This window comes from Companilactobacillus formosensis (assembly GCF_005405305.1).
In the GTDB taxonomy this organism is placed as follows: Bacteria; Bacillota; Bacilli; order Lactobacillales; family Lactobacillaceae; genus Companilactobacillus; species Companilactobacillus formosensis.
Window position 1 is genome coordinate 18,787 of record NZ_BJDU01000003.1, and the last position, 23,823, is coordinate 42,609.

Sequence of the window (23,823 nt, forward strand, 5' to 3'; positions counted from 1 at the left end):
TTTTCATGAAAACCAATTAGTTTTGTGTTAACCTATTAAAAGGTTCCTGATGGGATCCTTTTTTATTTTAAAGGAGAAGCCCTGTAACCGAAAAGGTGGAAAAGATATGTCAAAAAATTATTTATTTACTTCTGAATCAGTTTCAGAAGGACATCCAGACAAAGTTGCTGATCAAATCAGTGATTCAATTCTCGATGCAATTTTAGCAAAGGATAAAGATGCACGTGTTGCTGTTGAAACTACTGTTACAACTGGTTTAGTTCTAGTTGTTGGTGAAGTTTCTACTTCTGCATACGTTGATATTCAGGCGGTTGTTCGTAAGACAATTACTGATATTGGCTATGATGGAACAAACCCTGGTTTCAATGGTAATAGCTGTGCCGTTTTAGTAGCACTAGATGAACAATCTCCTGATATTGCTCAAGGTGTTGACGATGCCTTAGAAGAACGTGGCAACAACGATAAGGATCCATTGGATCAAATCGGTGCCGGCGACCAAGGTTTCGTATTCGGATTTGCAACTAATGAAACTAAAGAATTTATGCCTTTACCAATCTCTCTAGCTCACAAGTTGATGAGAAAAACTGCTGAAGTTAGAAAGAACCATACTATCCCATACTTGATGCCTGACGCTAAGTCACAAGTAACAATCGAATATGATGAAAATGATCATCCTGTTCGTGTGGATACAATTGTTTTAAGTACTCAACACAAAGCTGAGGCTAGTTTGGAACAAGTTCAAAAAGATATCAAGAAGTATGTTATCGACGAAGTTGTTCCTGCAAATATGATGGACGATAAGACTAAGATTTTAATCAATCCTACAGGTCGTTTCGTTATTGGTGGACCAGAAGGAGATTCCGGTCTTACAGGACGTAAAGTCATCGTTGATACATATGGTGGTTTTGCACGTCACGGTGGTGGTGCCTTCTCAGGTAAGGATGCTACTAAAGTTGACCGTTCAGCAAGTTACGCTGCTAGATACATTGCTAAAAACCTTGTAGCTGCCGGTGTTGCTGAAAAAGTTGAAATCCAAATTGCTTACGCTATTGGTGTGGCAAAACCAGTGTCAATTCACGTTGATACTTTTGGTACTAGTGATTTTGACGAAGAACAAATCGAAGCAGTTATCAATAAATTCTTCGACCTTCGTCCACTAGGTATTATTAAAATGTTGGATCTTCAAAGACCAATCTACAAGAAGACGGCCGCATATGGTCACTTCGGACGTACAGATATCGATTTACCTTGGGAAAAACTTGATAAAGTTAATGATATTAAGAAATTCTTGAATATTTAATCGGTGATTACAGAGGCGTTCTTAAAGGCAAACTTTAGGAAGGTCTCTTTTTTTATGGGAGGAATTATTTAATGGCACAGAATAAACAATCAAATGTCGTTATTGTCACGATTGCTGTTTTCATTGCAACCTTCATGACAGCGATTGAGGGAACAATCGTTTCGACTGCTATGCCAACGATTATCGGTAGTTTACATGGGGTTAGTTTGATGAATTGGGTCTTCTCAATTTACTTATTAATGACTGCCGTAGCAACACCTATTTATGGGAAATTATCAGATATTGTCGGGCGTAAGCCAATTCTTTTGATAGGATTAGTGATTTTCGTCATCGGATCAACACTGTGTGCGATGTCTAATTCAATGTTGACTTTGATATTGGCACGTGTGATCCAAGGTATCGGTTCAGGAGCAATTCAACCCTTAACCTTTACAATTATTGCTGATATTTATCCACTTGAAAAAAGAGCTCGTATCCTGGGTCTAAACGGATCAGCCTGGGGAATTGCGGCCGTTATTGCACCGTTATTAGGTGGTTTTATAGTTGAAAAATTAAGCTGGCATTGGATTTTCTTGATTAATTTGCCTGTAGGATTGCTAACTATGGCTTTGATTTGGTTCTTCTTTAAAGAAGAAAAGAGAGAACATCAAAAAATTAAGATTGACTATGTTGGTACGATTTTATTAGTACTAGTTTTGTTGCCATTAATGCTAGCTCTACAAAATATTGGTAGTAATAATGTTTTCTTGCCAATTGGCTTGGTCGCTATTTCAATTATTTCTATTTTTATCTTCATTAGAGTAGAAAGACGTGTAAGTGATCCGATTCTACCATTAGGTTTATTCAAGAATAAGACCTTCGTGATACAAAACTTAATGGCCTTATTAGTTAGTGGTTTCTTAATTAGTTTTGAAGCTTATATTCCTACTTGGATGCAAGGAATTTTAGGCTTAAGTCCATCCATGGGTGGATTTGCAGTTACACCTAGTTCGATTGTTTGGATCTTCGGATCATTTTGGGCTGGGACGTTAATCAAAAAAATGGCACCTAATCGTGTCATTTACATTAGTTTCTTCTTCTTACTTGTTGGGAATGGATTATTATTATTGGCCAATCCAACTACACCATTCTGGTACTTCTGTATGTTAGCGGGAATACTTGGCTGTGGTTTTGGATTGACAATCACAACAACAACAGTTACTTCACAAACAGTTGTAGAACCAGAAAATGTGGGTGTTGCAACTAGTTTTAATACTTTAGTAAGAACCATTGGTCAATCAATGATGGTTTCTGTCTGTGGTATCGTCTTGAATACAGCTTTAGCTAAAGGTGCTGCTGAAAATAGCAATATTTCAGTTGATATGATGAATAAATTGATTGATCCACAAACCGCAAGTTCCTTGCCACATCAACTTTTACCCAAAATGCGACAAATTCTTTTTTCTGGATTGCACAATATTTACGTAGCTGGTCTTGTACTATTGATACTAGGGTTAATTTTTAATGCCTTTGAGCTTAAGAATAAAAAAATTCTTAGTTCTAAATAATAGAGTATTGAAAGTTAGGACAGTTGCTGCCAAGAGATATCCACCAAAGACATCGCTAGGGTAGTGGACACCTAAGAAGATTCGACTATATCCAATTAAGATAACTGTTAACAGACAAATTGTGCTAATGATGATTTTGGTACTGATTTTTTTAAAAATGATCAGACTGATAATCAAAAGTGAAACGTATAAGGCAAATGAACTAGCTGAATGGCCACTAGGAAAACTAAAGCCGCCAGCTTCAACGTAATGGTGATGGCTAGGACGTGGACGTTTGACGATAATTTTTATTAAGCTATTAAGACCTGCAATGACTACTTTATTGAGAACGAGATATATTCCGGCATAATAATACTTTTTGAAAATCAAAATCAAAAAGATGACTGCGGTTACACCAATCGTAGGAAAAGTGTCACCTAAATTCGTAATATTAGAAAAAAGACAAATCGTCAAATTGTTATGATGATAAATTTGATTGATAAAAAAATCATCGAAATTGTTGATAAGAGTAGTATTTGTAGCTACATTTATAGCCCAAAAAACAAATAAGCCTAAAAGAAATAAATTTAAAACAGATATTTTTGTAGATATTTTCATATTTTTTGATCTCTCTATTGTTTAAGTTTTTGTTAAGAAATATAATAAAGTATAAAGATTTTGAGGGAGAGCATATCTATGGTTATTACACGTTATGAACGCAAACTCGAAGATAGCCGTTTGACTAGATTAAATAATAAAAAAGCTAAGAACGCAAACTTACGAAGAAATTTGACGATTCTTGGGTCAAGTATGTTCGTTGGTACCGCAGTAGCTGAGGTTGGTCTTTCAAAACCTACTCCAGTTAAGGCTGAAGCTTTGTCTGTCAATAATTTGTTAAATCAAAATATTGCAACAGGGACAGTGACGCCAGTTAGTTCTAAGGGAGTTGGCGATGAGCAATTTATCGATTATATTGGTAATTCGGCTCGTAAGCTAGCTTCTAATAATGATTTGTACGCTTCTGTCATGATTGCCCAAGCTATGGTCGAAAGCGGCTGGGGAACTAGTGGTTTAGCTAGTGCACCTAATTATAATCTCTTTGGTATTAAGGGAGATTATAATGGCGAATCAGTTAACATGGGAACTCAAGAAGATGATGGAACAGGTAGTTTGTATTCCATCAGTTCTAATTTTAGAAAGTATCCTTCTTACAAGGAATCGCTAGAGGATTATGTTTCATTACTTCGAGGTGGAACTAGTGGTAATTCACAGCTCTATGCTGGTGCTTGGAAGAGCAATACTACATCTTATAAAGATGCAACTAAGTATTTGACTGGCCGTTATGCGACCGATACGACTTATGCCGACAAACTTAACAATATGATTGAAAAGTATAACTTGACTCAGTTCGATGTTAATAATTCAGATAAAGATCAAACTTATACAGTAGCTCAAGGTGATACTCTGCAATCAATCGCTGATAAATTTAATATGTCGACGGATACTTTGATGAATTTGAATGATTTGAAGACTGACAATTATATTTATCCGGGCAAGACTCTGACAGTGACAAAGATTATTGGCAATGAAAACAATAATGTTACTATGACTAATTTGTCTAACAAGACTTCGGATGATACTGGTAATGTTGGTGATGCATACGGAGACCAACAGGCTCCAGTCTTTGTTCAAGATGAACGTGATGGTGTTAAGAAGTATGTACCATCTAATGATGATGATTCTTCCACAATCGATGTTCAAAATGATTACAGTTCAAATGATTCTGACAGTGATAGTCAAAATAAGTCAGTGACTGTTCAAAATGGCGATACTATTGATTCCATCGCTACACAAGCTGGTACTTCAATCGATAACATTAAACAATTAAATAATTTAAATTCTGATTTATTGGTTGTCGGACAAACATTATTGGTATAAGATATAAAGCAACGGAAGTAGTAGATTATAAGAATACTTTTCAGAAAGCGCATGGGGATGTGAATGCGTAGGTTCTTATTTTCGAACTCGTCCACTGATAATAGTTGCTGAACTTTAGTAAGTGACTACGATTGATCCTCGTTAAGGATTTTGAGAGTCACACGAGAGTGTGGAACTTAGGTGGTAACGCGATAATTCGTCCTATGATTATATTTATATAGTCATAGGACTTTTTTTATAGGAGGAAAAATATGTACAATCACAACACCGTCGAGAAAAAATGGCAAAAGTACTGGAAGGAACATGATACTTTCAGAACTACTGAAGATCCAAATAAGAAGAACTTTTATGCCTTAGACATGTTCCCATACCCATCAGGACAAGGTCTTCACGTAGGACATCCAGAAGGATATACAGCTACTGACATCATCGCCAGAATGAAACGTGCTCAAGGATACAATGTTTTGCACCCAATGGGCTTTGATGCTTTCGGTCTACCAGCTGAACAATATGCTATTAATACTGGTCACAATCCGGCTGATTTTACTGAAAAGAATATTCAAAACTTCAAGCGTCAAATCAATTCACTAGGTTTCTCATATGATTGGAATCGTGAAGTTCAAACAACTGATCCTAAATTTTACAAGTGGACACAGTGGATCTTTGAACAAATGTACAAAAAAGGCTTAGCCTACGAATCAGAAACTTTGGTTAACTGGTCACCAGACTTGGGTACTGTTGTCGCTAACGAAGAAATCATTGATGGTAAAACAGAACGTGGTGGTTTCCCAGTAGTTAGAAAACCTATGCGTCAATGGATGTTGAAGATCACAGCTTATGCTGACAGATTGTTGGACGACCTTGATGATATTGATTGGCCAGAAAGTATCAAGGAAATGCAAAGAAACTGGATTGGTCGTTCAGTCGGAGCACAAATTACTTTCCAAATTGCCGACTCAGATGATTCAGTTAATGTCTTTACAACTCGTCCCGATACGATTTTTGGTGTTGAGTACATGACTTTGGCTCCAGAACACAAGTTGGTCGATAAGATTACAACTCCTGAACAAAAAGCTGCTGTTGAAGCATACAAGGAAGAAGTTTCTCACAAGTCAGATCTTGATAGAACTGATTTGAATGACGAAAAGACTGGTGTCTTCACTGGTGCATACGCTATTAACCCTGTAAACGGCAAGAGAATTCCTATTTGGATTTCTGATTATGTCTTGGTTACTTATGGTACAGGTGCCGTTATGGCTGTTCCTGCCCATGATGATCGTGATTTTGCTTTTGCTAAAAAATTTGACTTGCCAATGACACAAGTTATTGAAGGAAACCTCGAAAATGGTGCTATTACTGGTGACGGCAAGCACATTAATTCTGATTTCTTGGATGGCTTGAACAAAGAAGATGCTATCAACCGTGCTGTTGAATACCTTGAAGATAAGGGTTATGGAGAAAAGAAAGTTAACTATCGTCTTCGTGATTGGGTCTTCTCTCGTCAAAGATACTGGGGTGAACCAATTCCTATCATTCACTGGGAAGACGGTACAACTTCACTAGTTCCAGAAGATGAATTGCCATTGAAACTTCCTGAAGATTCAAATATCAAGCCTTCAGGTACAGGTGAGAGTCCATTAGCTAACTTGACAGATTGGGTCAATGTGGTTGATAAAAACGGTCGTAAGGGTCGTCGTGAAACTAACACAATGCCTCAATGGGCTGGTTCATCATGGTACTATTTGAGATACATTGATCCACATAACGATGAAAAACTTGCTGACTATGACTTGTTGAAGAAGTGGTTACCAGTTGATCTATATATCGGTGGTGCAGAGCATGCCGTACTTCACTTGTTGTATGCAAGATTCTGGCACAAGGTATTGTATGATCTGGGTGTCGTACCAACTAAGGAACCATTCCAAAAACTATTCAATCAAGGTATGATTCTTGGTAAAGGTCACGAAAAGATGTCTAAATCAAAGGGTAATGTCGTTAACCCTGATGATGTTGTTGAATCTTATGGTGCCGATACTTTGAGAACTTATGAAATGTTCATGGGTCCCTTGGATGCATCAATCGCCTGGTCTGAAAATGGCTTGTCCGGTTCAGCTAAGTTCTTGGATCGTGTTTGGAACTTATTCATCAACGATGATGACTACAGCACAATCCGTGAAGGCTTCTTGACTGACACAAACGATGGTAAATTGGATAAAGTTTATAACGAAACAGTTAAGAAAGTAACTGAAGACTTCGATGCTTTGCATTTCAACACTGCCATTTCACAAATGATGGTCTTCGTCAATGAAGCTCATAAGGTTGATACTATGCCAAAGGCTTACGCTGAAGGACTTGTTCAATTATTAGCTCCAATCGCACCACATATGATGGAAGAACTTTGGAGCAAATTTGGTCATGATGAATCCATTTCATATGCTAAGTGGCCAACTTATGATGAAAGTAAATTGGTTTCAGATACAGTTGAAATCATCATACAAGTTAATGGTAAACTTCGTGATAAATTAGAAGTTGCTACTGATACAGATAAAGCTAAGTTAGAAGAATTAGCTAGAAATGATGAAAAGGTTCAAAAATTCATTGATGGTAAGAATATTGTCAAAGTAATCGTCATTCCTAATAAGATTGTTAATATCGTAGTTAAATAGAACCAAAAGAAAAAGGTTCCGGAAATATTTCCGAAACCTTTTTTGTTGCAACGAAGAAGTAAGCTCTTTATTATCTTGTCTGAGATGATAAAAAATAATGAAAAATTTGTTTGATTGCTATGAATAATTGCATGATGCAGAAACTGTGGGTGAGTTGTATTAAAACGGCTTACTTCCGAAACAACAAATTCATTCTAACATGAATTAATCTCAAAAAAGCTTTACAATTTATTCGTTATGTAAAATTAGCAGTTCTTTTGTAAATTAATTTGCAATTTACGTAATTTAAGAGTAATTTAAAATTTTTAGGATAAGAACTTTGCTATAATTAAATGGATAGTTTTTAAGGTGGTGCAAGTTTTGGGCGTAAATAAAAGCCAAGAAGAAGTAATGCCAGTTTTAAACCCTGAATCTTCGCAAGATACGATGTTGAAAGGGTCAGCTTGGATGACAGCTGGTAGTATTTTTTCTCGTATTTTGGGAGCAATATATATTATCCCATGGATGGCCTGGATGGGGTCTGATTATCCGGCAGCTAATGCATTGTTCGCAAAAGGATATAATATCTATAGTTTATTCCTGATTGTTTCAACGGCGGGAATTCCTGGAGCAATTTCTAAACAAATTTCGCATTATAATGCATTAGATCAATATGCGACTGGAAATAAATTATTTAAACATGGTCTCAAAATTATGACTTTTATGGGAGTCATTTTTGGGGCAATCATGTTCTTTGGAGCGCCACTCTTAGCGGTTATGTTTACTGATGGTGATCCAAGAAGTATTCCCGTTATTAAATCATTAGCGGTAGCTGTTTTGATTATTCCTATCTTGAGTATCTTAAGAGGATACTTGCAAGGATATTCTGATATGGCTCCTTCAGCAATTTCACAATTTATCGAACAAATTGCGCGTGTTATTTATATGTTGATAGCGACTTACATGATCATGGTAATAAGTAAGGGCAACTATATCAATGCCGTTGTTCAATCAACCTTTGCAGCCTTTATTGGTGCTGCAGTGGCAATTATTATTCTCGTTTTAGCGATTTTGAAGCGGTTGCCAAGACTGAGAAGCTTGTCTCGTAATGGGAAACCTGTTGCAGATGTTAATGAGAATAATTTTACTCGTGAAATTTTCCAACAGGCGTTACCATTCATTATTTTGGATGCCGGAATAACATTTTTCAATTTGTATGATCAATCAACATTTAATCAATTTATGAGATTGTTCGTTAATGCTAGTGGTGCACAGTTGGATAATTACTATTCATTGTTTGGTTTTCAGGCTAATAAATTGATTATGATCATCGTTTCGTTATCGACCGCTATGGCCGTTACAGCGGTGCCAATCCTATCGGGATTGTATTCAAAAGGCAATAAAGAAAAAATTGAAAACCAAATTTCGAATACTTTGGAATTATTCTTCTTCATTATGATTCCTGCATCATTAGGGATGTATGCAGTAGCTCAACCATTATGGACGACATTTTACCGTTATGACGCTTTGGGAGTTTTGATGTTGCAATTTTCATCAGTTATTTCGATATTGCTGGGATTATTCACCGTTTTGTCAGCCGTTTTACAAGCGTTATATCGTAATCGCTTAGCTATTAAGTATTTTGTTTATGGCTTTATCGTAAAAGTGGTCGTTCAATTGCCAATGATTTGGTTGTTCCACGAATTTGGTCCACTAGTAGCCACAAGTATTGGTATGGGCGTCGTATGCTGGCTTATGTTAGCAAAACTACATGCAATTTATCCTTTCAATACTGGTCGAATTTCGAGAAGAATCAGTGGAATCATTTTGTTCTCCTTGATAATGTTTGTTTCAGTATTATTAGTAAATTGGATAGTCTTCCATTTTGTAGGTAATTCGGATCGAATTATTAGTGTGGTAGTGTTGGTTTTGGAAGCAGGATTAGGTGGAGTTATTTATGGATACTTAGTCTTGAAGACATCTTTAGCTGATAAAATCGTTGGTTCAAGAGTTGATCGTATCAGACAAATCTTAAGAATGAAATAAAAAAAGCGTGAAATTAATCACGCTTTTTATTTATCCTTAGAACTAAATTTAGCCATATATTTAGGGATTCTTTCTATAATTGAAGAGGGCAAGACGACGTAGTTTTTCTCGTTTAATTTATCACCGATTTCACTGTGTAGTAATAAGGCCGCCTGAACCGTCTCTAGAGAGAAACCAAATTGACCAACAAATCCGGCAATGATGCCAGTTAAAGTGTCTCCCATGCCACCAGTTGCCATACCAGGATTTCCGGCAGTGATTTTTGAAACTTGGTCGTGATAGTAAATTTCTGATTGATGTTTCTTCAAGACTAGCAGGGCATCTGGGTTTAATTCATGTAGATTATTTTGATTATTTAACTCGATTTGTTCAGTGATGGCTAAGTTAGAAAGTCGTTGCCATTCACCTTGATGCGGAGTCAAAATGATGTTTGCTGTTGTTTGAAGTGGAATTTTTTCTTCAGCAATGATTGTTAATGCTGAGGCATCTAAAATAACTGTTTGATCTGTTTTAGTATTATTCAAAACAGCTTTAACCAGTCCTTTGGCGACGGTTGATGTGCCTAATCCTGGGCCAATTGCAATAACTTGATTGCTAATAATAGCTGTCAATAAGGCTTTTTTATCATGATAGTCGATCGTCATAGCTTCAGAAATTTTGACATTAATTGCAGTGAATTTTTCGGGAGTTGTAGCAACGGTTACCAATCCAGCTCCACTATGAATGGCGGCACTACTACACATGATAGCTGCACCACCAAACTGAGTTGATCCAGCAATAATAAGTATTTTACCGTAATTTCCTTTATATGATTCAGGATCACGTGAGGTAATAACTTGATTTAACACATTTTTACTAATTTTTTCCATTACAACAACCTCCATTTGTAGTATCATTTTCATTGTAATCTAAATGAGAGATTATTTGTATTATTTGCCGCTGTGGCGGAATTGGCAGACGCGCAACGTTCAGGTCGTTGTATGGATTTCCATGTATGGGTTCGAATCCCACCAGCGGTATAAAAAAAGAGCTAGGACTGTAATCAAACAAATAGCATCAATTCAGACAAATAGTTAACAACTATATCTGAATTGATGCTATTTTGATTTACTTGAAATAAATAATAAAAGACGTTTTCCAGTCGGTAGTGGCAGCTTTGTGAATGCTCAATACCGAAATTTCTACCAGAGGTCAAGCTTTAAGATTGTTCCCGATTCTGGAATTGGCTTAAAGTTGCGCCCAGTACGTTCCGACATCCACAAAGCAGAACGGACGACGACATCTAGCAGTAACCTAACTTGAGAAAGAACCTCAAACAGTTCTAGCTCGATTATTTTCTAGAAATCCTTTTCGCCTAGTGCATGTTGAGCAGCAATATTTAAAATGCTCCATTGTCTATCAAATCCAGGTTGGAAGAAGAAGTCGGCATCGGCTAGATCTTCAACGGTTAGTTTATGTTGAATGGCCAAAGCTAAAACATTTCCTTGAGCAGTAATGTCATAAGTTGAAAGAACGGCTCCACCTAAGAGAACGTGTGAACTTGGGTTGAAGAATAGTTGAACACAGACTTCGGGATTGTCCTTTCCAGCTGGGACATAAGCAGGTCTTAAGCTACCAGTATAGAATGATTTAGCGACTTCAACGTTAGAGCGTTTAGCAGTGAAGCTATTGAGACCACTCTCTGTAAAGTGATAATCGAAGACACTCAAAGCTGAAGAACCAACAACACCACCAAATGGTAGGGCATGTTGTTTTTCAAATAAATGCTTTACGACGTATCTAGCTTCACGACGAGCTACAGTTGCCAAAGCGATAGGAACGTGATTGTCAGCTGGGATTGAGTAAGCTAAAGTGGCATCTCCAATAGCGTAGACGTCAGGCAAATTAGTTTGTAGATATTCATTAGTTTTGATCCAGCCACGATCATCAAGATCAACAGTACCCTTGAGCCAATCAGTATTTGGTTGAACACCAGCAGCTTGGATAACGACATCGCTTGGAATTTCTTCTTTATCAGTTTTGACGGCGGTAACTTTGTCAGAACCAACATATTCTTTGATATTAGCACTTGTGATGACTTTGACACCTTTTTCTTCAAGGTGTTTAGTCAAGATATCAGTCATTTCACTATCTAGGTAAGTACCTAGCGGACGGTCGATGACATCCATTAAGGTTACATTTTTACCAGCTTTAACACTGGCTTCTGCAGCTTCGATACCGATATATCCAGCACCAACAACAGTAATGTTTTTGACGTTTGAATCTTCTAATTTATTCTTGATCTTAGTAGCCCAGTCATAGCCACGCATCAAGTAAACATTTTCTAAATCATTACCTGGAACAGGGATAGATTTAGGTGTAACTCCGGAACTTAAAATTAATTTATCATAAGGATATTCAGTTTGACTGTTGTCTTGAGTATTGATAACAGTGACTGTCTTCTTATCAGCGTTGATCTTAGTAACTTGATGATTGTTGAGAATTGCAACATTTTTGTCATCTTTAAAATCACTAGGAGCAAAGTTACGAACATCATTGACGTCGGTAACGCTATTTTCTAGATAAAGTTCCATCCCACAAGACATGAATGAAACAAAATCTCCAGCTTCGAATAATTTAATATCCACGTCATCATAACGCTTTAATAATTCCAAAATTGATTGATGGCCACCGTGTGAAGCACCAACAATTACTACATTAGTCTTTGACATAAAAAAACCTCCGTATTATTAGAAAACTTGTTACAAATACAGAGTAAGCTTAAATTCGGTAGGTGTCAAAAGTTAAGTTAATCGACAACTGTAAATAAGTTAGCCTTAACTAAAAATGAGCTTTGAAAGAATTTCTGTAAGATTTTTAGCAGACATAATGTGACCTTCTTGATTGAGAATCGTTTCAATTTGTTGTTTGGTGTCTTGTTCCTTAAGCTTTTTTAAATATTGAAAACCTAAGACGGTTAGACCGTTGAATTTGATTAAAGTAACGTATTTTAAAGGACTGACAACGGCTGAAATCAAACCATCGTTTATCATGCTTAAAGTCATATCTTGGATATTTTGAATTAAAAAGGAATTAGGTTCATCACTAGCAATATAATCTTTAACGATTTGGTAATGTTGTGATTCGTCGAGTAGTGCTTGCAAATCTTTGGGATTTTTATCAGAAATGATTTCTAAGATCATCTTGTACATTTCAAAGTCATTCATGTGTCCACAACCTTTCTACTAGCATTATAAATGAAATCAATGAATATAAACGGCCAATTTTGACGATTCGTACAGATAAATTTAGTAAATAATTTGCACAAAAGACCCTAAAACCGCCATAATTAAAGGTAGAAATCAATTTAGGAGATTGGAATTATGATAAAGGAATTCAAAGAATTTATTAGCCGCGGCAATGTTATGGACTTAGCCGTTGGTGTAATTATGGGTGCTGCTTTTACAGCCATCGTGCAATCCTTGGTAAGCAACTTGATCAATCCGTTGATTGGTTTGTTCTTAGGTAAGATTGACTTGAGCAATTTAGTTTTCAAAGTTGGGGATGCAACTTTTAAGTATGGAACTTTCATTGAATCTATTATTAATTTCTTGATCATTGCTTTTGTAGTTTTCTTGCTAGTTAAAGTGATGAACAAAATTATTAAGAGTCGTGATGAAGAAGAGGCTGAACCAGAAGAAGATAAGCAAGAAGAGATGGTCATGTATTTAAAGAAGATTTCTGAAGCTTTAGATGAAAAGAAAGACAATTAAAAAGCGAAACTAGAGTGATATCTAGTCTCGCTTTTTTTAATAGATACGTTTAAAGACTTCGCACAAGCAAGGAATTTCATCATTGAATTCTTTGCCAGCTGCTTGGTATTCTTTTTTGAAAAAGTCAGTGTGTACTTCACGCCAGTAGTCTAAGGTCTGATCGCCTTCACCTTCGTGATAAGCATGTTCAGCACTGACATATTTAAATGGAATGATTTCGGTTACCAATGTTTCAGTGATACAAAGGGGATTCTCATCACCATCTAAAATAATGTTGTAATCGCCGACCTGGGGCATGTATTCATTTGGTTCATACAAGTCATAGGCGGAAGTTGTGGCTGTTTTTATACCATCATAAACTAAATGTGCTAGTTTGTCTGGTTCGCCACCAAAAGTTGTAATATCCCCTAGTGGGTAATAAAGCGAGTTTTTATCACGCAAAAAATTGAACCAATAATCTTGGATTTTTTCTTTATCCATGCTTGGACACCTCATAATATCAATATATTTTTATTAAAACATAACTTAATAAAAAACCACAAATTCAAATTGAATTTGTGGTTAAAAATTATTGAACAGAATCGACAGTTTGCCAAGTCCAGTGACTGACATATTTTCCACTTGAAGCGCCATTTTCACCAGATCTGAATCTGATCTTAAGGTTCTTTAAAACGTCTTCAGTCAAATTAGTCTTGTATTCCCATTGAGGACCAGTTTTTTGAGCTGATTGGCCAATAATCAACTCATCGCCACTAATCAGTTTATCTTTCCAGTAAATATCGTGGACTAAGGCTTCTTTAGGAATTTCAATTTTAGTATCTGGTTTATCTGGAATATCAATATTGGCTAAACTATCATCGCCACCGCCTTGATCATCATGGTGTTCTTCTTCTTTATAGAATTTGTCCATTTTTAGGCTAACTGACATAGGAGGAGCGTCTTGTTGACGGTAATCTCCTAAAATGATTTTACCTTCTTTAATAGTTGGTTTAACTGGAGTACCGCCAGTAGGAGAGACTGCTAAAGTTCCAAAGTCAATTTCTTCTGGTGCTGATAAAGTTAGACCTCCAGGTACGTGTTGGAAGTAAAAGCTATCAGTACCAACGAGACCATCTTGATCAACAATTGTAAAAACGATTTTATTTTTATCAAAGTTATTGCAACAAGAAATATCTAAGCCGTCAATATCACCAATGTTTTGTTTTCCTGGAGTAGGATTGGGGATATTTTCACGAATAATTTTTTCGTCGTGGTTGTTGATTTGATAAGAAATATACTTGATTTTTTTACTATCTTTATCGGACCAAGTTCCCTTAATATCGATTGATTCACCATAGACCTTATAAGGATTCTTAGAAGTTGCTCTTGGAGAAGTGACATCAATTTGTGGTTCGTTGGTAACTGGTTTACTGATTTTTAAGAAGTGTTCTTGAATTTGCGAACGGTGTCCTTCTTTATCGACCATATAGAAACGAATTGTATGCATACCAGGATCTAAACCTTTTAAGGATAAATTGACTTTTGTGATGTCGTTGAGCTTACCGTTAAAAGCGTCATTTTGAGATTGCGAACGATTAAAGAGAATTTGGTCATCCTCAGGATCTTCACTGTCAATTGAGTAATACATTGTCACGTCAGTACTATCAAAATCATACCAAGTACCAGTGATTGGCAATTTACCTTTGCGGTCTTGAAGTTCTTTGTCAGAAATTATTTGAGGATTGTCGGTAGTTCCGTGTAAATCTAGTTCAAAGACAGGATTAAAAGTTGTTCCTTTAACATCAATTTGTGATTCATATTCTAGTTTGATAGTTTGCCCAGTCAATAAATCTCTAGGAGATGTTCGCATCGTTAAGCCGGCATCCCAAGTATAATCATTTTCCTTTACCCCCAGACGGCCACCAACTTCTTTTCTTTCAAGATCACCTTTATCCCAGTGATCTGAAAAAGCATTGTAGAGTTTTTCTGCAACGTATGGTGAGCGATAGCCAGGGATATCATCATTGAAGAACTTTGTTGGTTTAGTACCGCCTAGCAAGCTCCAAGTATGATCGTCTTTTCCAACTTTCCATGGGTAATATCTTTCATTAGAAGAACCAATAAGTTCAAGTAATCCCGGACTGTGCATGAACCCTTTGGTAGCAAGATAAGATTTACTGGAAGAACGACCAGCCCAACCGGCAGGACCATTTTCGCGATTTAGGTAATAACTAGTTCGAACTTGATTGTCTCCAGATTGCATGTACATTCCACGTTGATTTCCAAGAGCACGTAATTTCACGTAATTTCCGATGCCCTTACCACGATTATCTCTAATTTCTTGATTATCTTTATTTAAAGAAAGATCATGATTGGAAAAACCTACGAAGTTGCCAAAAGCATATTTTCCAGTATTTTTAAAAGCAATTTTGGTTTGTACACGGCCAACTTTGTTGAAACTCAATTTAATAGTAGTGGTAATTTCTGGATTATTGCGACCTTTTTTGTAAGCATAAAAAGCCTTTTGATGAAAAACCATTTTTTGTTCTTCAAATCCAGTTTGTGGATTAGTCCGATAATAAAATTTGGGTGTGTCTAACATGGCATAGCTTTCACCGATTTTATTGGGACCACTAACACCGGGTACACCTTTACCATCACTTTCGACTACGTAGTTATAAAGATTATTTGAGGTATAACTACGTGGGGAACCAATTGATCGATCTTCAATGCCACGGGGATCCTCTTTTATTCCCATATTGATAACTGAGAGCATATCATAGTCATTCTCTTGATGATCACCGTAATGGTCAGTATAAATGTGATTTCCATTTCCTTTAGCACCGTCTTCGATTCGACTGCCTTTGCTGGCATATAAAACAGCAGTTCCTGGAGTCGTTAAACTATCGATTCGAGATTTCCCCCGAATACCAAAAGCATCACCGACCGACATTCTTTGGATAGCATAGTTATAATCGCCAAAATATAAAAGTGGGCGGGTACTGGAACCATCACTATGCTCAAGAATAGGACCTTCACTGACTTTCAACATTTCCGAGAAGACCCAGCCAGATTCATCTTCATCGTCATCAGTTGGAGCAATGATATCTCTAGTTTGATTTGTATCGTTGACATCGTAATTAAAAATTTCTTCACCAGTTATTTTATGAACGGATAAAGTAAATGGCTTTTGATTATCAACGAATAATTTAAAAGAAATATTTTTAGGATCTAATTTGACAATAGTTTCATTCTTCTCAGAATCAGGTAAGACGTTATCTTCACCGAGCTCTTTTTTTAGAGTATCAATATCGAGTACATTTTTTTCAGTGGTTTTTAAAACTAATTCTTTTTGATCTTCAAGGACGTAGCTGATGATTATTTCAGTGTTGTCCTTGTGCGGGAAAACTTGAGCAATATCAGCGTCAGTCAGAGGAGTATCAGTTGTTTCTGCTTTGACAGAAGTAGTGCTGAATAATAACAAGAAACTACCGATTAAAATTAATAATAATAAGCTTTTCTTTTTCATAAGATTCCTCCCATATACAACTTTGAAATCTTATCATTTTATTAAGAACCGACTAATTCAAAAATTTAAAATTGATTTTTTGAGAAATGAACAGTGTTTTATGAAAAAGAAAATAAAAAATATTAACCAATTTCAATTGTGAGGATTGGTTAATATTTTTTTACTTTTTTATTTATGCTTAATTGGTAATTCAACGACGAACTCACTGCCATGAGGGAGATTATCACGAACAAAGATGTGTCCTTGGTGGTTAGAAACAATTTGTTTGGCAATTGCTAAACCGAGGCCATGTCCGCCACTGCTTTGATTTCTGGACTTGTCAACACGGTAAAATCTACCGAAGATTTTCTTCTTATCACTGTCCTTAATACCAACGCCAGTATCGGAAATAATGAATTGATATTTGGATCCTTCAATTTGATCGTAAATTTTAATAGTGCCATTTTTGGGAGTATATTTAGTAGCATTGTCTAATAAAATTATCAATAATTGTTTAATTTTATTACGATCCAAATATAAAGTGGGCTGGTGATTGAGATTGATTTGAAAGACTTTCGACTGAGAATTGATAATGTCTTTGAACGGTTCGATTGGATCTTTTAAAAATAGTTGTGGTTTAGTATATTCAAAATTCAATTTAGTCGTAGCTTGGTCAAAACGAGCTAAATCCAACAGATTATTAGTTAGTGAATTGAGTCGGTTGACTTCATCGAGTGAAACGGAAATAGCTTCTGCTTCGTCGATGATTTTTTTGTTGGGCTTAGTCAACATATACTCGAGCTTACCTTGAATGATAGTCAAAGGAGTTCGCAGTTCATGGGCTGCGTCATTAACAAATTCAGTTTGTTGTTTCCAAGATTTGACGATTGGCAACATATTGATCCGTGCTAAGAAATATGAAACTACCAAAGCTATGATCCAAAAAATGAAGAAGGTTAAAATAAGAATTTTTTCAAAGTTTTCCACAATTTGAATTTGAGTATCAATGTTTTGCATGATTAAAACATAATGACCCGCATACATCGGATTATTATTTTTTTTGGAAACTTTTATTAAAACTGATCGAAAATTCATATTATGAACAACGATTGTTTGTTTCTTGTTAATATTTTTTTTATTTAAATTGATATTTTTTAAGGCTGAATAACGATTGCCTAAACTACTTTTATTCAGTAGTTTGCCACTGTCGCTAAAAACTAAAATTGAAGCTTGAAAGGGCATTTTAGGATTGGGCTTATTTTGCTGTTCGGGATGATTAGGTCCAGGATTAGGCTCGTTTTGCTGATGCATATTAGGTTGTTTTTGAACAGAAGCTATTTGTTCACGCATTTCTTTATCAATACTTTTATAAGTAGATGATTGAAACAAATTAAAAATTATCAAACCTAAAGCCAAACTGAGGACGGCGAAGGCAGCCATGATAGATAAAAATAATTTGAATTGTTGACGGCGAGTAATTTTTGATTGTTTAGACTTCAGTTTCATCTTGGAAAATATACCCAACATTTCTGATAGTTTTAATTAAATTGTCATTTTGGGATGGACGCAATTTTTTACGCAAATTACTCATATAAACTTCAACAACCGTTATGGAAGTATCTGAATCAAAGCCCCAAATTCGTTCAAATATTTGATCTTTGGTAAGAATAGTATTTTTATTTTGTAATAAATAAACTAATAAATCATATTCTTTACCATTCAAAGCAATTGGCTCGCTATCACAAGTAGTTTCATGCGTGTTCAAGTTAACTTTAATATTTCTAATTCGCAAAATGGAATCATCCGCTAAAGTCCCACTTCTTTTTAGAAGTGCTTTGACTCGAGCTAATAATTCTTCACGATGGAATGGTTTCGTTAAATAATCATCCGCGCCCAAATTAAATCCGTGGACTTTGTCGTCAATGTCGGCTTTGGCAGTCAAAATCAAAACAGGCGTGTTGATCTTTTCCTTGCGGATATTTTTCAAAACGTCGTAACCATTCATTTCAGGCAGCATGATATCCAAGATAATCAGGTCATAAACATCTTCGGTTGCAGCAAATTTTCCACTTAAACCATCACTTTCAATATCAACTTGCGAAAAGTCACTTAAAAAGGTGGCGATATTATTAGCGAGATTTTCATCATCTTCAACTACTAAAATTCTTACACTATTTGACATTTTGTACTCCTTTTATTGATTCTGAATATAATTATAAGGCATTTTTTTTAATTTAAGCTTAATTTAAGCTATTTTGGCTAATCTTGTCCTTGTCATAACGAAAGGAACTTAAGCAGATGAAAAATAAATCACCTTTAAAATCGATTTTATTTTCGATATTAGTTTATTCAATCATTTGTTTCTTTATAAATATTGCTTTTTAAAGATGGGAGAAGATAAATGATGGAATCAAAAGACTCACGACGTGAAACAAGACGTCAAAATAGTTTTTTCGATAAATTAAGAAATATTAAGTATGATTATTGGCTGATTGCCATTTTGATTTTGGCAGCTTTTCTTTATGCCTGGAATATTTGGGAAGCAGGTGAAGCTAATAATTTTTATACGGCAGCCATTGTCAGTATGACAAAGAGTTTCAAAAACTTCTGGTATGCCAGTTTTGATCCGGCCGGTTTTATTACTGTTGATAAACCACCGGTAGCATTATGGTTCATGACAATCAGTGCCAAGATATTCGGTGTTCATGGCTGGAGTGTGGTTTTGCCGTCGATCCTATTTGGAATTGGTTCGGTTTATCTAATTTACAGCCTAATATCTAAGCGTTTTGGTAAAATTCCAGCAAGAATTGCAGCGTTAGTTATGACTTTGACGCCAATTGTTGTAGCGGATTCTCGGACTAATAATATGGATGCAACGTTAGTTTTCTTCTTACTATTATCAGTCTGGTTCGTTCAAAAAGCAGTCTTGAAGCAACAGCAACGCTATCTGTGGATTGGTTTTGCTTTAGTCGGCTTTTCTTTCAATATAAAAATGTTACAAGCTTTTATGATTTTACCAGCACTTTATCTTTATTATTGGTTAAGTGCCAACGTTAATTGGAAAAAGAAAATTGCTCACTTATCAGTTGCAACAGTCTTTTTAGCAGTTTTCACTTTAATTTGGCCGTTATCAGTTGATATGACTAATTCTTCTAGTCGACCTTATGAGGGTGGTTCTGAAACTAACTCTGCTTTGGAATTAGCTTTTGGATACAACGGAACGCAGCGTTTACTAGGTCAAACAACTGGTACAGGTGGAGCTTTCCCAGGAATGGGTAATAAATCATCTAAGAACTCTAAATCGATGACACCACCATCAAGCTCGAAGAAATCTAGTGGTAAGAAATCCGCAAATGGTGCTCCAACACCACCTAGTGGTACTAAGAAATCTAGTTCAAAGAACAATCCACCAGCAAAGCCTAGTTCTAAGAAAGGCAATGCTTCAAGTATCCCTTCAGGAAATAAAAAATCCCAAGGTGGAATGACTGGTGGCGGCGGTGGTGCCTTTAATATCGGTACTGCTGGTCCATTCAGATTGTTACAAAAAGAATTAGGACCACAAATTAGTTGGTTGATGTTATTAGCAATTTTTGGTGTTATTTCAAGTTATATCTACTTCAGAGATCCAAAAAAGAAATGGTATGCTTTAACATCTCAAAGAAAAGAACTTTGGCTCTGGTTAGGTTGGTTGATTCCTGTCGGTGGATTCTTCTCCGTTGCAAGTTTCTTCCATCCATACTATACGATTATGTTGGCTCCATCTATGGCAGCTCTAGCCGGTATTGGAATCTTCACAATGATCAAGCAATGGAGAGAAAAATCGCCTTGGTCAATGTTATTGCCAGTTTCGATTTTGACCACAAGTATCTTGCAAGCATGGTATCTCAATGATTACTATCCAACTCTAAGCTGGATATTGTTGATTGCTGGGATTATTATTTCAATCCCACTATTCGTCCTACCTTGGATTGCAATTAAATTGAAAAATAAACGAGTTTGGCCAATTGCAGCTTTAATAATTGTCATGCTAGCACCAACTTGGTGGTCTTTAACACCAACAATTGCTGGATCCAGTGATGGAATTCCTAGTGCGGGACCATCTTTAATTTCTTCAGCTGGCGGCGGTGGTGGTATGGGTAATTCCCAAGTCGATACGACGCTTTTGAAATATTTGCAAAAACACCAAGGCAATGCGGAATACTTGTTTGCTACTGATGATTCAAGTACTGCGGCTCCTTACATAATTAAAACTGGTGAAGCGGTCATGGCTATGGGTGGATTCAACGGAACCGATAAAGCGATCACTTTGAAGCAGTTTAAGAAATTAGTTAAAGAAGGCAAAGTCAAGTATTACTATTCTGGTGGTAAAACTGGTGGTTCTAATACTAAAATCGTAAATTGGATCAAGAAACACGCCAAAAAAGTTACTTTAAGTAGTAGTAATACACAAACTAACAATTCTAGTTCAGTAACGGTTGCTTCAAAGATTAAAAACAGTCAAGCACCAAATGGTAATCCACCATCAAAACCTAGTTCTTCAGGAAATGCTGGCAGCGCACCAAGTGGTAATGCTCCTAGTGGAAATACTCCTAGTGGAAATACTCCAGGTGGTAACGCTCCAAGTGGAGGACCAAATGGTAATGCTCAAAAGCCAACAGGTAAGAAGAAGTTGACTAAGAAACAATTGAAGAAAATGAAGAAGTCTATGAAAAATGGTCAACCTGGTCAAGGACAAAACCAAGGACAAGGCCAAGGTGGACCAGGACAATCAGGAACACTTTATGATTTATCAAGTATTTATAAATAATCAATGGAAGGAATGTTCTTATGAAAAATCAATTAATCTCAATCGTTTTGCCGGTTTTCAATGAAGAAGCGGGTATTCAAGCTACGATTGATACATTACTAAATTATATTGAACAACAAGAAGAAAAATATGAACTGATTTTTGTTGATGATGGATCAAGAGACAAATCAGTGGCAATCATTAAGAAAGCTTTGGCTCAAAATAATCACATTAAACTAGTTGAATTCTCACGTAATTTTGGACATCAGTTGGCTATTACAGCCGGTTTAGAATATACCAAAGGGGATGCGGTCGTGGTTATGGATGCTGATTTGCAAGATCCACCTGAAGTGATTCCTCAAATGATTAAAAAATGGCATGAAGGTTACCAAATAGTCTATGGTAAAAGAATGCAAAGAGATGGTGAAACAATTTTTAAGAAATTCACTGCTAAAATGTTTTATCGAACTTTCCAGAAGTTAGCTACGATCAACATGCCATTAGATACCGGTGATTTTCGTTTAATGGATCGACGTGCTGTTCAGCAATTGTTGAAACTACATGAAAAAGACCCCTTTGTACGAGGTCAAGTAACTTGGATTGGATTCAAGCAGACTAGTGTTTTATATCACCGTCAGGAACGGATTGCTGGTGAAACAAAATATCCTTTGTCAAAAATGATCAAACTAGCCGTTGACGGCATTACATCGTTTTCTATGAAACCTTTGCATTTTGTTAATTTGTTCTCAGTTTTGCCTCTAGCTAGTGGGGTATTCTCATTGGGATACTTAATTGCTACAAGTAATTACAGCTTTGCATCGATTGGTGTAACAGTGTTATTATTCACATTGGGATTATTGATGCTATCAATTGGTATACTAGGAAGTTATTTAGGTAGGGTTTTGGATCAAGTAAATAATCGTCCTCGTTTTATTGTTAGCAAGACCGAAGGATTTGAAGAAAGAAATAAAGGAATTCATCATTTTTCGGCACGACAAATTAATAATTAAATAAAAAAAGAAATAGTCTTTTATACCTTAAAAGCTTTCATGCTTTTTAATTCCTAATTTATGTGTTACAGTAATGTTAAATTTGATAGTTATTAAGTTGTTTGATGGACAACGATTCTTATCAAATTGAACATGAACTATCCCATTCATAAAAAAGAAGCTGACGAACACCCAGTCGTCAACTTCTTTTTTTTTTATGAATTAATTAATATACGTCACCATTATAAATTGAATTTTTAACAATTACGTAGTCTACTTTGCGTAGAGAGCTTAAATCTTTACCACCGGCATAAGAAATCGATGATTGTAAATCTTGTTTCATTTCAGTCAAGGTGTCCATGATCTCACCCTTGTAAGGTACGAGCATTCTTTTACCTTCGACGTTCTTATATTCACCTTTTTGGTATTGAGATGCTGAACCAAAGTAAGCTTTATATTTTTGACCGTCTTTTTCAATAATTTTACCAGGAGATTCTTTATGACCGGCAAGTAGAGAACCAATCATAACCATGTCAGCTCCGAAACGAACTGATTTTGCGATATCGCCATCATTTCTAACGCCACCGTCAGCAATGATAGGTTTGCTTGCAGCCTTGGCACAAAGTCTCAAAGCGGCTAGTTGCCAACCACCAGTACCAAAACCAGTCTTTAATTTGGTAATACAAACTTTACCTGGTCCAATTCCAACTTTAGTAGCATCGGCACCTGCATTTTCCAATTCACGAACGGCTTCTGGAGTACCAACGTTACCGGCGATAAGGAAAGTTTCAGGTAATTTGTTTTTGATGTATTTAATCATGTCAATAACACGGTCACTGTGTCCATGAGCAACATCAATTGTAATGTAATCGGGTTTTAAATGTTCAGCAACTACTTGATCAATGAAAGTATATTCGTCTTTTTTAATACCAACACTGATAGAGGTAAATAAATCTTTTTCATTCATCGTCTTGATGAAGTCAATTCTGGTTTCGGGTTCGAAACGGTGCATGACATAAAAATAACCATTTGCAGCTAATTTTTCAGCTAGTTTTTCATCAATGATCGTTTGCATATTAGCAGGGACTACCGGAATCTTAAATGTTTTTGGACCAAATTTAATAGTGGTATCGCATTCAGAACGGCTATCAACGATACATTTATTCGGAATTAGTTGAATATCTTCGTAATCAAAAACTTGCATTTATTATCCACTCCATTAATAACGAACAATTATTATTTTTATATTCCATTTCGTTCGTATCTATAATTTAACTGGAAAATCGAAAGAAGTCAATCGAATTCTGTTAATAAAGTTATTTATTGTGATAGAATTTTCGTATATGATTATTTT

Annotated in this window: 17 protein-coding genes, 1 tRNA gene, 1 riboswitch and 1 other annotated feature; of the genes, 9 read left to right on the forward strand and 9 right to left on the reverse strand. The window is 35.9% G+C overall.

Going from position 1 to position 23,823, the window contains the following annotated elements; genetic code table 11:
* Positions 1-30: 30 nt before the first annotated feature.
* Positions 31-109, forward strand: a riboswitch (SMK box riboswitch).
* Positions 107-1,300: a methionine adenosyltransferase gene (gene metK, locus FFM65_RS04125; protein ID WP_119317787.1), complete on the forward strand. Its 1,194-nt coding sequence runs from the start codon at positions 107-109 to the stop codon at positions 1,298-1,300. Its footprint overlaps the riboswitch before it by 3 nt.
* A gap of 71 nt (positions 1,301-1,371) precedes the next feature.
* Positions 1,372-2,847, forward strand: coding sequence for an MDR family MFS transporter (locus tag FFM65_RS04130; protein ID WP_119317788.1), 1,476 nt, complete (start codon positions 1,372-1,374; stop codon positions 2,845-2,847).
* Here FFM65_RS04130 and FFM65_RS04135 read toward each other — a convergent pair.
* Complete coding sequence (locus FFM65_RS04135) at positions 2,794-3,444, reverse strand: phosphatase PAP2 family protein (protein ID WP_119317789.1); 651 nt, start codon at positions 3,442-3,444, stop codon at positions 2,794-2,796. The two genes, FFM65_RS04130 and FFM65_RS04135, sit on opposite strands and share 54 nt — an antisense overlap.
* Before the next feature lie 78 nt (positions 3,445-3,522).
* Between FFM65_RS04135 and FFM65_RS12405 the strand changes: the two genes are divergently transcribed.
* The 3 genes from FFM65_RS12405 to FFM65_RS04150 all read left to right on the forward strand — a co-directional run bounded on the left by FFM65_RS12405 (position 3,523) and on the right by FFM65_RS04150 (position 9,455).
* Positions 3,523-4,764 (forward strand): glucosaminidase domain-containing protein, encoded by a 1,242-nt coding sequence (locus FFM65_RS12405; RefSeq protein WP_119317790.1) that lies wholly within the window; start codon positions 3,523-3,525, stop codon positions 4,762-4,764.
* Positions 4,763-4,971: a binding site (T-box leader), on the forward strand. Its footprint overlaps the gene before it by 2 nt.
* A 44-nt stretch (positions 4,972-5,015) precedes the next feature.
* On the forward strand, positions 5,016-7,430 hold the full coding sequence (gene leuS, locus FFM65_RS04145; protein ID WP_119317791.1) for a leucine--tRNA ligase: 2,415 nt from the start codon (positions 5,016-5,018) through the stop codon (positions 7,428-7,430).
* 390 nt (positions 7,431-7,820) lie between these two features.
* Positions 7,821-9,455, forward strand: a complete 1,635-nt coding sequence (locus tag FFM65_RS04150; RefSeq protein WP_119317991.1) for a putative polysaccharide biosynthesis protein — start codon at positions 7,821-7,823, stop codon at positions 9,453-9,455.
* Between the two features lie 26 nt (positions 9,456-9,481).
* On the opposite strand, the gene FFM65_RS04155 is transcribed toward FFM65_RS04150, so the two are convergent.
* Positions 9,482-10,324, reverse strand: coding sequence for an NAD(P)H-hydrate dehydratase (locus FFM65_RS04155; protein ID WP_119317792.1), 843 nt, complete (start codon positions 10,322-10,324; stop codon positions 9,482-9,484).
* Between the two features lie 66 nt (positions 10,325-10,390).
* Between FFM65_RS04155 and FFM65_RS04160 the strand changes: the two genes are divergently transcribed.
* Positions 10,391-10,474: transfer RNA gene (locus tag FFM65_RS04160), tRNA-Leu, on the forward strand.
* A gap of 318 nt (positions 10,475-10,792) precedes the next feature.
* Here FFM65_RS04160 and FFM65_RS04165 read toward each other — a convergent pair.
* A complete protein-coding gene (locus tag FFM65_RS04165) occupies positions 10,793-12,166 on the reverse strand; it encodes an NAD(P)/FAD-dependent oxidoreductase (protein WP_119317793.1) in 1,374 nt (457 codons plus the stop codon).
* Between the two features lie 105 nt (positions 12,167-12,271).
* Positions 12,272-12,661, reverse strand: coding sequence for a hypothetical protein (locus FFM65_RS04170; RefSeq protein ID WP_119317794.1), 390 nt, complete (start codon positions 12,659-12,661; stop codon positions 12,272-12,274).
* Positions 12,662-12,817: 156 nt separating this feature from the next.
* Here FFM65_RS04170 and mscL point away from each other — a divergent pair, with 156 nt between their 5' ends.
* A complete protein-coding gene (gene mscL / locus FFM65_RS04175; protein ID WP_059073503.1) occupies positions 12,818-13,207 on the forward strand; it encodes a large-conductance mechanosensitive channel protein MscL in 390 nt (129 codons plus the stop codon).
* A 36-nt stretch (positions 13,208-13,243) separates the two neighbouring features.
* On the opposite strand, the gene FFM65_RS04180 is transcribed toward mscL, so the two are convergent.
* From FFM65_RS04180 to FFM65_RS04195, 4 genes are all read right to left on the reverse strand, one after another.
* On the reverse strand, positions 13,244-13,687 hold the full coding sequence (locus FFM65_RS04180) for an ASCH domain-containing protein (RefSeq protein ID WP_119317795.1): 444 nt from the start codon (positions 13,685-13,687) through the stop codon (positions 13,244-13,246).
* An 88-nt stretch (positions 13,688-13,775) separates the two neighbouring features.
* On the reverse strand, positions 13,776-16,715 hold the full coding sequence (locus FFM65_RS04185) for a hypothetical protein (RefSeq protein WP_119317796.1): 2,940 nt from the start codon (positions 16,713-16,715) through the stop codon (positions 13,776-13,778).
* Positions 16,716-16,883: 168 nt separating this feature from the next.
* Positions 16,884-18,200 (reverse strand): sensor histidine kinase, encoded by a 1,317-nt coding sequence (locus FFM65_RS04190; RefSeq protein WP_162897911.1) that lies wholly within the window; start codon positions 18,198-18,200, stop codon positions 16,884-16,886.
* Positions 18,184-18,876 (reverse strand): response regulator transcription factor, encoded by a 693-nt coding sequence (locus FFM65_RS04195; RefSeq protein WP_119317798.1) that lies wholly within the window; start codon positions 18,874-18,876, stop codon positions 18,184-18,186. Before FFM65_RS04195 ends, FFM65_RS04190 begins: the two co-directional genes overlap by 17 nt.
* Positions 18,877-19,098: 222 nt before the next feature.
* Between FFM65_RS04195 and FFM65_RS04200 the strand changes: the two genes are divergently transcribed.
* Both FFM65_RS04200 and FFM65_RS04205 read left to right on the forward strand, forming a co-directional pair.
* On the forward strand, positions 19,099-21,501 hold the full coding sequence (locus FFM65_RS04200) for a glycosyltransferase family 39 protein (protein WP_119317992.1): 2,403 nt from the start codon (positions 19,099-19,101) through the stop codon (positions 21,499-21,501).
* Between the two features lie 20 nt (positions 21,502-21,521).
* Positions 21,522-22,490, forward strand: a complete 969-nt coding sequence (locus FFM65_RS04205) for a glycosyltransferase family 2 protein (RefSeq protein WP_119317799.1) — start codon at positions 21,522-21,524, stop codon at positions 22,488-22,490.
* A gap of 205 nt (positions 22,491-22,695) precedes the next feature.
* Here FFM65_RS04205 and FFM65_RS04210 read toward each other — a convergent pair whose 3' ends face one another.
* Positions 22,696-23,673, reverse strand: coding sequence for a GMP reductase (locus tag FFM65_RS04210; protein ID WP_119317800.1), 978 nt, complete (start codon positions 23,671-23,673; stop codon positions 22,696-22,698).
* Positions 23,674-23,823: the final 150 nt, after the last annotated feature.